This window comes from Rhizobium sp. LjRoot254, assembly GCF_964254105.1.
Classification (GTDB): domain Bacteria; phylum Pseudomonadota; class Alphaproteobacteria; order Rhizobiales; family Rhizobiaceae; genus Rhizobium_E.
This window is the reverse complement of the sequence record NZ_CAXUSM020000001.1, coordinates 3,589,062-3,604,484: the sequence shown is the minus strand read 5'-3', so window position 1 is coordinate 3,604,484 and position 15,423 is coordinate 3,589,062. Positions and strand designations below refer to the sequence as shown.

General features: G+C 61.0%; 12 protein-coding genes. 9 read left to right on the top strand and 3 right to left on the bottom strand.

Translation table 11 applies throughout. The annotated features are described in order from the left end of the window. Positions 1-23 precede the first annotated feature (23 nt). Positions 24-2,105 (top strand): penicillin-binding protein 1C, encoded by a 2,082-nt coding sequence (gene pbpC, locus ACSQ26_RS17775; RefSeq protein ID WP_436011114.1) that lies wholly within the window; start codon positions 24-26, stop codon positions 2,103-2,105. Positions 2,106-2,177: 72 nt separating this feature from the next. Next, positions 2,178-3,194: a sensor histidine kinase gene (locus ACSQ26_RS17770; protein WP_436011112.1), complete on the top strand. Its 1,017-nt coding sequence runs from the start codon at positions 2,178-2,180 to the stop codon at positions 3,192-3,194. On the opposite strand, the gene ACSQ26_RS17765 is transcribed toward ACSQ26_RS17770, so the two are convergent. The 3 genes from ACSQ26_RS17765 to ACSQ26_RS17755 form a co-directional block, all read right to left on the bottom strand. After that, a complete protein-coding gene (locus ACSQ26_RS17765; protein WP_436011110.1) occupies positions 3,195-3,638 on the bottom strand; it encodes a response regulator in 444 nt (147 codons plus the stop codon). A 55-nt stretch (positions 3,639-3,693) separates the two neighbouring features. Next, complete coding sequence (locus tag ACSQ26_RS17760; RefSeq protein ID WP_436011108.1) at positions 3,694-4,389, bottom strand: helix-turn-helix domain-containing protein; 696 nt, start codon at positions 4,387-4,389, stop codon at positions 3,694-3,696. A gap of 846 nt (positions 4,390-5,235) precedes the next feature. Further along, the gene (locus tag ACSQ26_RS17755) at positions 5,236-5,946 is read right to left on the bottom strand and encodes a response regulator (protein ID WP_436011106.1); all 711 of its coding nucleotides are present in this window, start codon (positions 5,944-5,946) and stop codon (positions 5,236-5,238) included. Between ACSQ26_RS17755 and ACSQ26_RS17750 the strand changes: the two genes are divergently transcribed. From ACSQ26_RS17750 to ACSQ26_RS17720, 7 genes are all read left to right on the top strand, one after another. Next, positions 5,945-8,005, top strand: a complete 2,061-nt coding sequence (locus ACSQ26_RS17750) for a sensor histidine kinase (protein ID WP_436011104.1) — start codon at positions 5,945-5,947, stop codon at positions 8,003-8,005. The two genes, ACSQ26_RS17755 and ACSQ26_RS17750, sit on opposite strands and share 2 nt — an antisense overlap. Beyond that, entirely contained in the window at positions 8,005-8,433 is a 429-nt protein-coding gene (locus tag ACSQ26_RS17745; RefSeq protein ID WP_436015330.1) for a response regulator, read from the top strand. Before ACSQ26_RS17750 ends, ACSQ26_RS17745 begins: the two co-directional genes overlap by 1 nt. After that, a complete protein-coding gene (locus ACSQ26_RS17740; RefSeq protein ID WP_436011102.1) occupies positions 8,434-10,023 on the top strand; it encodes a response regulator in 1,590 nt (529 codons plus the stop codon). A 183-nt stretch (positions 10,024-10,206) separates the two neighbouring features. Continuing rightward, complete coding sequence (locus ACSQ26_RS17735; RefSeq protein ID WP_436011100.1) at positions 10,207-11,793, top strand: ABC transporter substrate-binding protein; 1,587 nt, start codon at positions 10,207-10,209, stop codon at positions 11,791-11,793. A 16-nt stretch (positions 11,794-11,809) separates the two neighbouring features. Then, positions 11,810-12,769: an ABC transporter permease gene (locus tag ACSQ26_RS17730; RefSeq protein WP_436011098.1), complete on the top strand. Its 960-nt coding sequence runs from the start codon at positions 11,810-11,812 to the stop codon at positions 12,767-12,769. A 9-nt stretch (positions 12,770-12,778) separates the two neighbouring features. Next, positions 12,779-13,609 (top strand): ABC transporter permease, encoded by an 831-nt coding sequence (locus ACSQ26_RS17725; protein WP_436011096.1) that lies wholly within the window; start codon positions 12,779-12,781, stop codon positions 13,607-13,609. Beyond that, a complete protein-coding gene (locus tag ACSQ26_RS17720; protein ID WP_436011094.1) occupies positions 13,602-15,239 on the top strand; it encodes an ABC transporter ATP-binding protein in 1,638 nt (545 codons plus the stop codon). Before ACSQ26_RS17725 ends, ACSQ26_RS17720 begins: the two co-directional genes overlap by 8 nt. Positions 15,240-15,423 lie beyond the last annotated feature (184 nt).

Sequence of the window (15,423 nt, the reverse complement as noted above, 5' to 3'; positions counted from 1 at the left end):
CCCCCACAAGGATCCCGGCAGCAATGACTATCAAACGGACGCTCACGATCCTGACCCTGATCCAGGCGGTTTTCGCCGCCGGGATCACCTGGGCCATTGCCTGGGCCGACCAGGCCTTTCCGCCGCCGCTGGAACAGGCGCTGGTGAGTTCGCGTGAAGTGCTGGATGCCGACGGGCGCCTGCTGCGTGCATTCACCACACCGGACAGCCGCTGGCGGCTGAAGGTGTCGGCCGCGGATGTCGATCCGCAATTCATCCGCATGCTGATCGCCTATGAGGATCAGCGTTTCTACGAGCATCGCGGCATTGACCTTTGGGCGCTTGGCCGCGCCGGCCTGCAGCTCGTCACCCATGGCCGGATCGTCTCAGGCGGCTCGACATTGTCGATGCAGGTCGCCCGCCTCAGCGAGCCGCGCGAAGGCCGCTCTTTCTCGTCGAAACTCCTGCAGATGGCGCGTGCCGTACAGATCGAGCGGCGTCTTTCCAAGGCCGAGATCCTCGATCTCTACCTCAATCTCGCGCCTTATGGCGGCAATCTCGAAGGCGTTCGTTCCGCAAGCCTCGCCTATTTCGGCAAGGAACCGCGCCGGCTTTCCGTGGCCGATGCAGCACTTCTCGTGGCGCTGCCGCAGCTGCCCGAACGCCGTCGCCCCGACCGTTTCCATAGGAATGCGGAAGCCGCCCGCGAACGCGTGCTCAGGCGCATGGCCGTTGCCAGCGTGATCGGTGATGGCGAGGCGGACCGCGCGATTATCTTCCCCGTGCCGAAAAAGAGGAAGGCGCTGCCCTCGCTCGCAGCACACCTCTCCGAGGCGGCGCTCCGCAAATGGCCAGAACGCACCGCCCACAAGACGACGCTGCGCCGCGATGTACAACAGGCGCTGGAGCAGGTTGCACGCGAGGCCTCCAAGAAGCTCGGCCCCAAACTCTCCGTCGCCATCGTCATGGCCGACGTCAAGACTGGCGAAATTCTCGGCGAAGTTGGCTCCGCCGACTATCTCGACGCGACCCGCTCCGGCTGGATCGACATGACCCGCCAACTGCGTTCGCCAGGCTCGGCGCTCAAGCCCTTCGTCTACGGGCTCGGTTTCGAAGAGGGCATCATCGCGCAGCAGACGATCATCGAGGATCGCCCGGCCGACTTCTTCGGCTACCGCCCGAAGAATTTCGACATGACCTACCAAGGCGACGTGACGATCCGCGAGGCGCTGCAGAAGAGCCTCAACGTGCCGGCGGTGCGTATCCTCGATGCGATCGGGCCTTCGCGGCTGCAGGTCCGTTTCCGTCGCGCCGGTGTCAAGCTGGTGCTGCCGGTGGGTGAAGCGCCGGGGCTGGCCATAGCGCTCGGCGGCGCGGGCATCACGCTCAAGGATCTGGTGCAGCTCTATGCCGGCCTTGCCAATCGCGGCAGGCCGGTCAAGCTCGGCGACGGCGTGCATGAAGACCCTGACAAAATTGAAAGCGCACCGATTCTCGATTCTGTGGCTGCCTGGCAGATCGCCGACATCCTTTCGGGGGTGAAGCCGCCGGTCGGATCGGTCGATAGCGGCATCGCCTATAAGACCGGCACCAGTTACGGCTACCGCGACGCCTGGTCGGTCGGCTTCGATGGCCGCCATGTCGTCGGTGTCTGGATCGGCCGCGCCGACAATGGCGCCATCCCGGGCCTAGCTGGATACAAGTCGGCGGCGCCGATCCTGTTCGAGGCTTTCAGGCGGTCCGGTGTGGCGATCGTCGCCCTGCCGACGGCGCCTGCCGGAGCGCTGCGGTTAAGCGAACGGGAATTGCCCGCCAGCTTGAAGCGCTTCTCGCATACGGGATCGGGCCTGATCTCCTTCTCCGCCAAGGAACCGGCGCCGCAGATCGTCTATCCCCCCGAAGGCGCCGAAGTGGATCTCGGCTTCGCGATGGGCGATGCGACACCACTCGCAATCAAGCTCCAGGGCGGACGCCCGCCTTTCCGCTGGCTCGCGAACGGCGTCGCCATGCCCGATGTCACCCGCAAGCGCGTCTTCAACTGGCGGCCGGACGGATCCGGATTTTCGACACTCACGGTCATCGATGCGACAGGTCGCGCGGCAAGCGTTCGTGTTTTCCTGAATTGATTTTCGTCAAGCGGTTGCAGCGATCTTCATTGGGCGTATCATTGGTCGATTGACTGACTTGCGGCGGATGCAATGCAAAGCGTATTGGGTACCTGGGATGCGGAAGGCGGAGACGGCGCGATTGTGATCGAGCCGACTCCCGGTCCGTTGCTTGGTGTCGATTTTTCACGGGGCCTGCCCGGGCTCGACGATCTCTCGACCTTCGTGCATCCCGACGACCTGGCCGGTCTGCGCCGCGCCGTCCTCGATCTCCTCGGCGGAAGATCGAAGGCGATGATCGTGGAGTTTCGCGTCCGGCATGCCGATGGGCATTGGATCTGGATCGAGGCCAGCGGCCGCGTGAAAGGCAACAAGCTCTCCGGTGTCTGGACAGATATTTCCGCCCGCATGGCGTCGCTCGCGCGCAAGGACGAAGCTGTCTCGCGCGTACATCAATTTGCTGCCGCCGCCTCGCACGATCTGATCGGGCCGCTCCGCCATATCGCAATGTATGGCGATCTCCTGCTCGAGGATTTCGGTACCGGCGCCACCCAGGAAAAGCGCCAGATGCTGGTCACCATGGCTGAGAAGGCGCGTCAGCTGCAGGTGCTGACCAAACGCCTCATCGCCTTTTCGACCGGCACGGCGGCGCCTGAGTTCCGCGCGGTGCCGCTCGATGAGACCGTGCGCGACGTCTCGCAAATGCTCGCCGATCCCTTGGAACAATCGAAGGCGAAACTGTCGTGGGGAGACCTGCCCACCGTCACGGGTGATCCGGTCCTCATCGAGAAAGTCTTCGCAAACCTCATCGCGAACGCGCTGGAATGGGCAGGGGGACACTCGCCGGAAATCCAAATCTCCGCTTCGACCGCAGGCAGCAATGCCGTCATCCTGGTCGCCGACAACGGCACGGGCATCGACCCGCGCTATGCCACGCGGATTTTCGACGCGTTCTGGAGCGTGCCCAAGCAGACCGGAGAGAAGGGAGCCGGCCTCGGGCTCTCGGTGTGCAAGTCGATCCTGCACGCGCTGGAAGGCGATATCAGGCTGCGGAGCAGCTCTCGCGAAGACGGCAGCGTCTTTGAAATTACGCTGCCCTTGAATCGCTGACTATTTCATGTCCTCGCGCCAGGCCTCGGGAACCTTGTAGCTCACATATTCGCTTATGATATGGCGCAGAGCGTGATAGTCGATCTCGTCCTTGCCGATGCGGAAATCGACGCCGAAGTCCTCGAACTCCTGGAAATAGGAATCGGAGATGTCGGAGGAGACGACACCGATCGGGCCGGTATAGCCGATCTCGCGCAGGCGCGGCACTGTCTCGCGGAAGTCGTTGTTGGGCAGCAGCCGGTTGTCGACCAGGATCAGCTCGAAAGGCACCTGCTTGGTGCGTTCGACCGCTTCCTCGATGGACTGGGCGAATTCGGCGTCGATCACATAATCCGGCGCCGATTTCATCTTCTGCTGCAAAACCTTGAATTCAAGGATTTCGTCATCGACCATGAGTATCTTGATGCGCTCGCTGTCCGGCGCTGCTTTCGCGGTGGCGTTCATCTGAACCCTCATTCCCTCAATTCATTGCGTCACTGGCTTCCGTAAGGCCCGTCCTCTAATGGACAATGCCTTTGCGTACCGCGATGGCGATCATGTGAACGCGGTTGACGGCTTTCAGTTTCCGTGCGGCCGACGTGATGTGCGAGATCACCGTGTGTTCGGACAGGCCGAGGATGATGGCGATCTCGGCGGATGTCTTGCCCTCGCTCGTCCATTTCACCACTTCCACCTCGCGCGCGGTCAATTGCGCGGACGCTTCGCCAACCAGGATCTTCTCGTGGAACTTGGCGAAGATACGCATCGAATCAAGCATCAGTTCGGCGAGTTCACGCCTGCCCGGCGGCGGCCTTTTGCCGGCCAGCATCAGCCAGTAGCGCTTTCCCTCCGGGCTGTGCAGCGGCAATGCCAAAGCGCAATTGGCCGAGGACGCCTCGGCTTCGCCGGTGAGGCTTTCGAACGAGAGGCCTGATGTGAAGGGCGAGGCCGACGAATGCATGCGGCTATGGACCTCGCCCTTGTCGTCGGAAAGGGCGCGCGCCAGCGCCGGCCGTTCGTGGTCGGGAATGTTGGTCAGCAGGAAACTGGAGACCGGATCGTATCGAGAGCCCCGGTCCGTATGCTGAACCAGGACGAAATACTCGAAGCCGGAGGCGCGGCATACGGATTTGTACAGACGGAAGAAGTCCGTCCGGTTGATGGCGCGATCCATCTCCGGCCCTGCATGCAGCGGGATATCCATCATATGGTTCATTCTCTGTCTCTTCCTGCTGTTTCAGATCATCACGCAGATCGGAAAAAATACGGTTAACGGCATCTTATTGATTTTCGTCATACCCCTTGATGCCTTGGGTTGCAGAATTTGCTCTTCTCCCAACATCTTGGGATTTTCACGCGAAGTAGGAATCGCTAAAAAGACTGCAAGAGAGTTGATTTGGTGCAGACGACATTTACGGGTCGAGTTGTAGCAACCTGGCGGACATCAAACCTCCCAAAGTTCGGAATTGTTTCAGCGTCTCCGTACTCGTTTCTGTGTATAGTTGCAGGTTTTTTGGGGGACACCTGAGACCTTGGACAATACTGCAGGACTTGAATGAGAGAGTTGGCTCACTGTGCCCACCGGGGTATACGGGCATGAAGTGGATTGGCGGATCCATTGAGCCGGCTCTCTCAGAACAAGTTCCCGATATGTCGAGACTTGACCGATTGCATTCCGGATTGCCCATCTCCTCCCAGGCATTTCCGGTAGTCTGGATTTCCAAACCGATCCGGACGTTACAAAGGGCCGGAACAGAGTTCCCAAGTTTTTCACATTGGGCACAGGTGTTGACAAACTGTTCCGGCTCTCCTTTTTCCTCACATGAAGCACGGACGGCACCAAGCCGATATCCGGACCTCACATCCCAAGATCTACCTCGAATCTCCCACGGCCACCCGGTGCAAATTCTCCCATGCACATCCAAAAGGCGTGTTCGCGATTCACCAAGCGCAATTCTCGTTTGCATTTTGTCAAAGTCAATCGAAAATTCGCTCCAGCTAATTTAAAAATCGTTACCGGAATCAAGTTCTTATTCAAAATGAAACAAGACGGAGGCTGTATTCAGGCAATCGGCGGACGCGAGACCAACTCTTGACAAAGTGCAAGATCGAGCGGTTTGCCGAGAATGAAGTCGGCGCCCGCTTCCTCCGCAGCCGTTCTGTCATGGGGATCATCGCCACCGCTGCAGCTTGCCAGCAGCACGCCGGCGAGCTGGCGATTTGCCCGGATCAGGCGGAAAAGCTCGGGTCCGTCGGTGATCGGCATGTAGTGGTCGGCGACCAGCATCAGCGGTAGAGCTTCGCCGCGTGCGGCGCGCCTCTCCATGTCCATGATCGCGGCAATCCCGGTGCTGAAAGTTTTCAAAACGAATGAAAATTCGCCCTCGCGCATCTGGTAATTGGCGAGGAAAAGGTCGTCGGGACTGTCGTCCACGTAGAATATCTCTGGTGTGCCTGATGTCATGCTGGGAACCTGATCGTGGCGGACATTTACTGCAAGCGCCAATTGTAACCGTTCGCCGTATTCTTTTTGATCCAGGATTTGACGCCGGCGACGCTGGCGACCACCAATAGCACACGATGCTGCAACAGGCGATTGCGGCGCAGCGCCGCCTTCTGATACCGTCGCCCGCAGATTGCTTCGAGAGAGCGAGTTTAACGGCGGAGGATCGGCCGGGGGCTCGGGCAGGAAATCCATCGAGGATGGGCGAAATAGCGTGATGGAAAAGGCTGCCGGACAAAACATTCTGCCGGAGCATTCCCGGCTGAACATGGCCCGAGCCGCGGCAGCCGTCGCCACGGCGCTCGGCGCGCTGGTTCTGGTCGCCTGGCTGTTCGGCATTCGTGTCCTTATCCCGATTTCCGACAACCTACCGGGCATGTCCTTCAATACCGCGATCAGCCTGTTTCTATGCGGCTTGAGCGCGGCTGCCTCTCTGTCGGCAAACCTGAAGTTCCGGCGGCTGAGCGGCTATCTCGTTCTGGTGCCGCTCTTTCTCGCCTGTGCCCAGATACTCGAACTCGTATCGAACAATCCGGTTGGTGTGGGGCGCATTTTCTCAGGGTTCGTCGTGTCGCCGGATCTGCTCGCCGACTTCAAGGGCGGCATGTCGCCCAACACATCCGTCGCCATTCTCGCCTTCTGTCTGACGCAGGTCTATATCGCTTTCATTGCGCGGGCGCCTGATGCGCTTGCCCTGACGACGGGGGGCCTGATCGCCTCTGGCCTGGGATTTACATCCGTCTTCGGCTACGTGTTCGGTCTGGAATTCACCTATCAGTGGCGTGATTTCGCTGGCATGGCGCTACTCACGGCCATCGCAATCTGGCTGCTTGGCACGGTTTTGCTGCTGCAGGCGCGTCACCCGGCGCTCCGACAATCTTCGCGCCTGCATTTCGCCGTGTCTTCGGCACTCTGCCTCGTCGGTCTGTTGTTCGACCTCAGCACGCCGCCATTCATTGGCTCCAATGTCATCTATATTCCCGTGGTCCTCAGCGCGATCTGGTTCAAGGACCGTCGTATCGCATTCTCGTTAGCACTCACCTGTGCGGTATTCTCGTTTCTCGCCTATATCGCCAAGGTCGAGTACCATGACGATTTCTTCCAGCGTTTCATCGGACGGTCCTTCGGCATCGCGACGCTCTTCATCGTTGCGGCGCTGATCTATTATTTCAAGATCGCCGTCCAGCAGGGAGAGGTCGGCAGGACTGCATTCGCCGCCCTCATGAACAATTCGCCGGATGCGGTCGTCACGATCGATGATCACGGCAAGATCAGCGGCTTCAATCCGTCCGCCGAGACGCTGTTCGGCTACAAGGAGCAGGACCTGCTCGGTCAGAACGTCAATGTCCTGATGCCCGAACCCTATCATTCCGCCCATGACGGCTATCTCGAGCACTATGCCGAGACGGGCGAAAAACGGATCATCGGCACGATCCGTGAAGTGAGCGGCAGGCGCAATGACGGATCGACCTTCCCGCTCGATATTTCGATCTCGGTGCTGTCAGAGGGGCAGGAGAAGCAGTTCGTCGGCATCCTGCGCGACCTGAGCAGCCGCAAGAAGCAGGAGGAGACTTTGCGGCAGGCGCTCAACCGGCTCGGCGCCTACGCTGCCGACCTTGAGCGGTCCAACCAGGAACTCGACGAGTTCGCCTATATCGCCTCGCATGACCTGAAAGAACCGCTACGCGGCCTGCATAACCATTCGCGTTTCCTGCTTGAGGATTACGACGCCATTCTCGACGCCGATGGAAAGCGCCGGCTCAACCGTCTTGTCTATCTCAGCCAACGGATGGAAAAACTCGTCAACGACCTGCTCTATTTCTCGCGCATCGGCCGGCAGGAACTGGCGGTCCAGAAGACCGACGTCAATGTGGTGATCCGCGATATCCTGGCGACCAGCGAGCAATTCCTCGAGGAAAACCATGCAAAGGTGGTGATCAACGGGCCTCTGCCCACCGTCACCGTCGATGCCGTGCGGATCACGGAAGTGTTCCGCAATCTCATCGTCAACGGCGTCAAATACAATGACAAGCCGGAGAAAGTCGTGGAGGTAGGCTTCCTCGATGCCGAGACCGACGACGCCGGCAAGCCGGTGCGCAATGTTTTTTATGTCCGCGACAACGGCAAAGGCATTGCGCCGGAATTCTATCAGGATATCTTCAGGATATTCAAAAGGCTGGAGAAAGCCGAGACTGAAGGTGAGGGGACGGGCGTCGGGCTGACCTTCGTCCGCAAGATCATCGCCCGCCATGGCGGCAAGATCTGGCCCAGGTCGCAGCCCGGCACCGGGACGACGTTTTTCTTCACATTGGCGATGGAGCAGGAATGATGGCCCTGGCGAACGGAGCGCAGACGATTCTGATCGTTGAGGACAGTGAGGACGACTTCGAGGCGACCATGCGCGCCTTCAAGCGGACCAACCTCAAGAACCCGATCCGCCGGGCGGCCTCGGGCATGGAAGCACTGTCGATATTGCGGGAAGGCGAAGGCCGGCCCGGCCTCGTACTGCTCGACCTCAACATGCCCGGCCTCGATGGGCGGCGCATCCTCGCCATCATCAAATCCGATCCCGTGTTGCGGAAAATACCCGTCGTGGTGCTGACCACGTCGAGTGATGAGCGCGACATAGAGGAATGCTACATCCTCGGCGCCAACACCTATATCCAGAAGCCGGTCGATCTCGACGGCCTTTTCGCGGCGGTCCAGCGCCTGAAGGAATACTGGTTCGAGATCGCTCTCCTGCCTCGGGAGGACTGAATGGCGGGGCCGACGACGATCCTCATCATCGACGACAGCGAAGACGACCGCGAGGCCTTCCGGCGCATGCTCACGCGTGGCACGTCCGTGCCTTATCGCGTGCTGGAAGCGGCCACCGGCGAGGAAGGTATCGCGCTGTGCCGGGATCAACTGCCGGACTGCATTCTGCTGGACTACTCCCTGCCGGGACGCAACGGCGTGGCGGTGCTGGAGGAGATCCGCAAGTTCAACCCCTTCGTTGCGGCCATCATGCTGACCGGGCAAGGCAACGAGATGGTGGCGGTCGATGTCATGAAGGCCGGCGCACAGGATTACTTCGCCAAGGACGCGATTTCCCAGCATGAGCTCGAGCGGGCGATCTCGCACGCCATCACCCAGCAGGACCTGGCCAGCAAGCTCGAGCAGCAGCGCCAGTCGCTCGAGATTTTTACACGCGCGATGGCGCATGATCTGAAGGAGCCGCTAAGAACCATCAAGTCCTTCGGCAAGATCATCCGGGGCTCGGCCGATCTGTTGCCGGAAAACGGCGAGTTAATGGACTATGTGCTGAAGGCCGCGGACAACATGGAGAGCCTGATCAACTCCATATCGCGCTATACGCGGCTTGAATCCCAGGGCAGGATTCAGCCCAAGGACGTTTCGCTGATCGAAGTCCTCAAGCAGGTCAGGACCAACCTCAGCCAGCAGATCGAAAGCCGCGATGCCATTGTCATCGAACACGATCTCGGCACGATGGCGGGTGACGCCTTGTTGATCGCGCAATTGCTCCAGAACCTGATCTCCAATGCCATTCATTATTGTCGGGACGTGCCGCCGCGCGTGACGGTTTCGATGGAACGGGTCGATGGCGCGCTTCGCCTGACGGTCGCCGACAACGGGCCCGGTATCGCGCCCGAATATCGGGAGGTGATCTTCAAGCCGTTCAGGCGTCTTGTCGGCCGGGAGGTCGAGGGCTCGGGGCTGGGCCTGGCGATCTGCCGCCGCATCGCCGAACTGCACGGTGCCACGATCCACTGCGAGGATGCGCCGGATGGCGGAACCGCTTTCGTCACGGCGTTTCCGGCGCAAGCCGAACCCGAGCGAATGGACCATGCCACCGGCGCCGGCACTATCATCGGAGCACAGGAAACATCGGCGGCGCGTGCTGGCGGCAGGATGGCCGACGTGCTGCTGGTCGAGGATAGCCCGGCGGATGTGCATCTGACGCGGATTAAGCTGATGGAAATGGAAAAGGTTCATTTCCACCTGCATGTGTCGACGAACGGCAAGGAAGCGCTGAGCTGGCTGGAGAGCCGTCTTGCAGAACGGGGCGGCCTGCCGGTCGATCTCGTCCTGCTCGACATCAACATGCCGCTGATGGATGGTTTCCAGGTTCTCGACAATCTCGGCGCCGATCCCCGGCTCAGGGCCATTCCGGTCTGCATCCTGTCGACCTCCAGCGACGAGAACGACTTGCGTCGCGCCCACGAGCATGGAGCGCGCGGCTACATGATCAAGCCGGCGAGCCGTCAGCAACTCACGGAGGCACTGGAAAAGATCGGCAATCTGCGGCTAGTGGAGGATCACGGCGTCACGACGCTCGTTGCCTGACGGTCCCACGAAACCCTGTAGACAACTCTGTCGAAACACGCGGCAGGCATCATTATGCCCGCCGGCACACCTTCGTTATTGCAATACGAAATGGCGCGCATAGTATCGCCGGCCAGGGGGCTGCCGCTCATTATCCGGCATCGGCCTTCAGGCGGGCCGGCAGGTCAAAAACAGGGGAACCATATGTCTGACGAACTTTCCTATCTCAGCATGCGCGTTGCATCCGGCAGGCTGAGCCGCCGCGAATTTCTCGGTCGAGCGGCGGCGCTCGGCGTGAGCGCGACTTTCGCCAATGGCCTGCTGTCGACCGCCGTCCAGGCGGCTGGCCCGGTCAAGGGCGGAACATTGAAGGCCGGCATGCAGGGCGGCACGTCCACGGACAGCCTCGACCCCGCCACCTGGCAGAGCCAGGTTCCGGCCATGCTCGGCTGGCAGTACGGCGACGGATTGGTGACGCTCTCGCCGACCGGTGAAATCGTGCCGCGCGTTGCTTCGGAGTTCGGCTCGTCGCCGGACGCCAAGACCTGGACCTTCAAGATCCGCAAAGGCGTCACCTTCCACAATGGCAAGGATGTCACGGCGCAGGACGTGCTGGCGACGCTCGAGCGCCACTCGGACGAAAAGTCGAAATCCGGCGCGCTAGGCCTGATGACCGGCATTGCCAGCATGAAGGTCGACGGCGACACCGTGGTTATCGGCCTCAAGGAGGCCAATGCCGACCTTCCCTACCTGATGGGCGATTATCACCTGATGATCCAGCCGAACGGCGGCAAGGACAATCCGACCGAAGGCATCAGCTGCGGTCCCTACAAGGTCGTCGCGAACGAGCCCGGCGTCCGCCACGTGCTCGAGAAATATGACGGCTACTACAACGCCGATCTCGGCCACGCCTCGACGATCGAGATCATCGTCATCAACGACGCGACCGCCCGAATCTCGGCCTTGCAGAGCGGTCAGGTCAACATGATCAACCGCGTCGAGCCGAAGATCGTCGATCTCATCAAGCGCGTCCCTGGTGTCACGATCCGCACCGCATCCGGCCGCGGCCACTATGTGTTCATCGCCCATTGCAACACGGCGCCCTTCGACAACCTCGACCTGCGGCTCGCGCTGAAATATGCGATGAACCGCCAGGAAATGGTCGATCGCATCCTGATGGGCTATGGTTCCATCGGCAATGACATCCCGATCAACAAGGCCTATCCGCTGTTTGCCGACGATCTGGAGCAGCGCCCCTTCGATCCTGAAAAGGCAGCGGCCCACTACAAGAAGTCCGGCCATTCCGGTTCGGTCCTGCTGCGTACCTCCGATGTCGCATTCCCGGGTGCAGTCGATGCCGCACAGCTTTACCAGCAGTCCTGCGCCCAGGCCGGCATCACGCTGGAAGTCAAGCGCGAGCCGGGTGACGGCTACTGGTCGGAAGTCTGGAACAAGCAGCCCTTCTCGACATCCTACTGGGGCGGCCGTCCGACCCAGGACCAGATGTATTCCACCGCCTATTACTCCAAGGCCGACTGGAACGACACGCGCTTCTTCAACGAGAAGTTCGACCAGCTGCTTCTCCAGGCTCGCGCCGAACTCGACAACACCAAGCGCAAGGGGCTTTATCGCGACATGGCGACGATACTCCAGGCCGAAGGCGGCCTGATCGCGCCGATGTTCAACGACTATATCGATGCGACGGGTCCGGGCGTCGAGGGCTGGGTCGAGGACCCCAATTACGAACTGTCGGGCGGCTACGCCCTTCAGCGTTGCTGGCTCGCGGCGTGATCCGGACGGACCGGATATGTCATCGCCCATCGTAAAACTCATTGCCCAGCGCGTCGCGCTGGGCATCCTATTGCTATTCGCCGTTTCCGTCCTGATCTTCGCCGGAACGCAGATCCTGCCCGGCGACGTCGCGCAATCCATTCTCGGCCAATCGGCGACCCCTGTCTCGCTGGCAAACCTGCGCGAGGAGATGGGCCTGAACGATCCGGCCTATGTCAGGTATTTCCGCTGGCTGTTCGGTATCCTGCAGGGTGACCTCGGCACTGCGCTGACGAGCAAGCTCGACATCGCGACATCGATCAAGGGCCGGCTGTGGAACACGTTGTTCCTCGCATTCTGGGCGGCTGTTGTCTCGATCCCGCTGGCGATCATCCTCGGGCTGCTCGCGGTCCGCTACCGCAACGGACCGGTCGACAAGCTGATTTCCGGCCTTGCGCTCGCTTCGACCTCGGTGCCGGAATTCTTCATCGGCTATCTGCTGGTCTATTTCTTCGCGGTCAAATTCCAGATCTTTCCGGGCATTTCGACCGTCTATGAAGGCATGCCCTTTCTTGAGAAGATGAAGGCCATCGCGCTGCCGGCCACCGCGCTGACACTGGTCGTGCTTGCGCATATGATGCGCATGACACGCGCCGCGATCCTCAATGTCATGCAATCGGCCTATATCGAAACCGCGGAGCTCAAGGGCCTGACCGCCTTCGAAATCATCTGGAAACATGCCTTTCCGAACGCCATCGCGCCGATCATCAATGTGGTGATGATCAATCTCGCCTTCCTCGTCGTCGGCGTGGTCGTGGTCGAGGTGATCTTCGTCTATCCCGGCATGGGGCAATATCTGGTCGACCATGTCGCCAAGCGCGATGTGCCCGTGGTGCAGGCCGTGGGGCTGATCTTCGCCGCCGTCTATATTTTCCTCAACGTGGTGGCTGACGTGGCGTCGATCCTCGCCAATCCGCGCCTCCGGCATCCAAAGTGAGGGCGCACCATGCTTAACATAAGACGAGTTCCTCCCGGCGCCCTGATCGGCCTGATCCTCACGATGCTGTTTCTGCTTGTGGCGGTTTTCGCGCAGGTCATCGCACCCTATGGCCTCGGCGAGATTGCCGGTGGCGTCTGGGAGCCGATGTCGGCAAAATTCCCCCTCGGCACCGACAACCTCGGTCGTGACCTGCTCTCCCGCATGATCTATGGCGCCCAGACCACAATCTTCATCGCCGTGATCGCGACGCTGATCTCGTTCTCGATGGGCGCGATCCTGGGCTTTGCCGCGGCCGTCGCCGGCGGCTGGTTCGACATGACCATGTCGCGGCTCGTTGATCTCCTGATGGCGATCCCGACGCTGATCTTCGGCCTGGTCGTGCTCTCGGTCCTGCCATCCACTCTCATGACGCTGATCCTGGTCATGGGCGTTCTCGACTCGACCCGCGTCTATCGCCTGTCGCGCGCGGTCGCGGTCGATCTCAACGTCATGGATTTCGTCGAAGCCGCCAAGCTGCGCGGCGAGGGCAAGTGGTGGGTGATCTTTGCGGAGATCCTGCCGAATGCGCTCTCGCCCTTGGTCTCGGAATTCGGCCTGCGCTTCATCTATGCCGTGCTCTTCCTCTCCGCGCTGTCCTTCCTCGGTCTCGGCGTGCAACCGCCGGCGGCGGATTGGGGCGGCATGGTCAAGGAGAACAAGGACGGCATCGTTTTCGGTATCCCGGCGGCGCTGATCCCCGCCGGCGCGATCGCGGCGCTCGCCATCTCCGTCAATCTGGTCGCCGACTGGATCCTGAACCGGACCACCGACCTCAAGGGAGGGCGCGGCAATGGCTGATACCTTGCTCGATATCCGCAATCTCCGCATCGAAGCGACCGTCTATCCGCCCGGCGAGGCACCGCGTACGGCCACGATCGTCGATAATGTGTCGCTGACGCTTGAAAAGGGCAGGGTGCTCGGCCTGATCGGCGAATCCGGCGCCGGCAAATCCACCATCGGGCTGTCGCCGATGGGCTACGGCCGGGGCGGTGTGCGGATTACCGGCGGCGAGATCGTCCTCAACGGCCGCAATATTCTTGAGCAGGGCAAGAACGGCATCCGGAAATTGCGCGGCCGCGAGGTCTGCTATGTCGCGCAGTCGGCTGCCGCCGCGTTTAATCCGGCGCAACGGCTGATGGACCAGGTGGTGGAATCCTCGCTCAAGCACGGCGTCGCCAATCGCGCCGAGGCCGAGAAACGCGCGATAGCTCTGTTCAAGAAATTGAGCCTGCCCGATCCCGAGAATATCGGCCGGCGCTATCCGCACCAGGTCTCCGGCGGTCAGCTTCAGCGCGTCATGACGGCCATGGCGCTTTGCCCGGAGCCTGATCTGATCGTCTTCGATGAGCCGACGACGGCGCTCGACGTGACGACCCAGATCGATGTGCTGGCTGCGATCAAGGATGCGATCCGGGACACCGGTGTCGCAGCGCTTTATATCACCCACGATCTCGCGGTGGTCGCCCAGGTTGCCGATGACATCATGGTGCTGCGTCACGGCAAGATGGTCGAAAAGGGCACGACCTTCGAGATCATCAAGCAGCCGAAGGAGCCCTATACCCAGGCGCTGGTCTCGGTCCATCATATCGAGCACGAGGAAAAGCAGCCGACACCCAAGCCGATCCTGTCGGTGAAGAACGTCACCGCCGCCTATGGCAACGGCATCGTCAAGGTGCTCAAGGACGTCTCTGTCGATATCCATCCCGGCCAGACGCTTGCCGTGGTCGGCGAATCCGGTTCCGGCAAATCGACGCTCGCCCGTGCCATCACCGGCCTGCTGCCGCCGCAGCAGGGCGAGGTGATCTTTGACGGTCGCAAGCTGTCGAACCGGCTGACCGACCGCAGCAAGGACGATCTCCGCCAGCTCCAGATGATCTACCAGATGGCCGACGTGGCGATGAATCCGCGCCATACGGTGGGCACGATCATCGGTCGCCCGCTGACCTTCTATTTCGGCCTTCGGGGCGCCGAGCGCGACAAGCGGGTGAAGGAACTGCTCGAGGAAATCGAGATGGGCACGGGCTTCATCGACCGCTATCCGGCCGAGCTTTCAGGTGGTCAAAAACAGCGCGTCTGCATCGCCCGCGCGCTGGCCGCTAAGCCCAAGCTGATCATCTGCGACGAGGTGACATCCGCGCTTGACCCACTGGTGGCCAACGGCATCCTGAAACTTCTGCTCAACCTGCAGAAGATCGAACAGGTCGCCTATCTCTTCATCACCCACGATCTCGCCACGGTGAAGTCGATCGCCGACTCCATCGCCGTCATGTATCGCGGCGAGGTGGTGCGGTATGGTTCGAAGAGCCAGGTGCTCACGCCGCCATTCGACGATTATACCGACCTGTTGCTGTCGTCCGTGCCGGAGATGGAGATCGGCTGGCTGGAGACGGCTATTGCGGGGCGCAAGATGGCGAGTGCTGGGAATTGAAACATCGCGTGTCCGGCATGGGTGGCTCACCCCTCACCAAGCGCGTCCATGCATTCGCCTGCGGCTCACGCGGACTTGCTATCCTCTCCCGCAAGGGGAGAGGTAAACCCGCGGCACCGCCTCGCCTCAGGTCAAAGCCGTGCGTGTGGCACCCTACCTCTCCCCCTGCGGGAGAGGATACGCA

Excerpts from the sequence above, each read along its gene's own strand:
- ACSQ26_RS17730 (WP_436011098.1), top strand. The coding sequence starts at position 11,810 with ATGTCATCGCCCATCGTAAAACTCATTGCCCAGCGCGTCGCGCTGGGC.
- ACSQ26_RS17720 (WP_436011094.1), top strand. The coding sequence starts at position 13,602 with ATGGCTGATACCTTGCTCGATATCCGCAATCTCCGCATCGAAGCGACC.
- ACSQ26_RS17770 (WP_436011112.1), top strand. The coding sequence starts at position 2,178 with ATGCAAAGCGTATTGGGTACCTGGGATGCGGAAGGCGGAGACGGCGCG.
- ACSQ26_RS17735 (WP_436011100.1), top strand. The coding sequence starts at position 10,207 with ATGTCTGACGAACTTTCCTATCTCAGCATGCGCGTTGCATCCGGCAGG.
- ACSQ26_RS17725 (WP_436011096.1), top strand. The coding sequence starts at position 12,779 with ATGCTTAACATAAGACGAGTTCCTCCCGGCGCCCTGATCGGCCTGATC.
- ACSQ26_RS17750 (WP_436011104.1), top strand. The coding sequence starts at position 5,945 with ATGGCCCGAGCCGCGGCAGCCGTCGCCACGGCGCTCGGCGCGCTGGTT.
- ACSQ26_RS17765 (WP_436011110.1), bottom strand. The coding sequence starts at position 3,638 with ATGAACGCCACCGCGAAAGCAGCGCCGGACAGCGAGCGCATCAAGATA.
- pbpC (WP_436011114.1), top strand. The coding sequence starts at position 24 with ATGACTATCAAACGGACGCTCACGATCCTGACCCTGATCCAGGCGGTT.
- ACSQ26_RS17745 (WP_436015330.1), top strand. The coding sequence starts at position 8,005 with ATGGCCCTGGCGAACGGAGCGCAGACGATTCTGATCGTTGAGGACAGT.
- ACSQ26_RS17740 (WP_436011102.1), top strand. The coding sequence starts at position 8,434 with ATGGCGGGGCCGACGACGATCCTCATCATCGACGACAGCGAAGACGAC.
- ACSQ26_RS17755 (WP_436011106.1), bottom strand. The coding sequence starts at position 5,946 with ATGTTCAGCCGGGAATGCTCCGGCAGAATGTTTTGTCCGGCAGCCTTT.
- ACSQ26_RS17760 (WP_436011108.1), bottom strand. The coding sequence starts at position 4,389 with ATGAACCATATGATGGATATCCCGCTGCATGCAGGGCCGGAGATGGAT.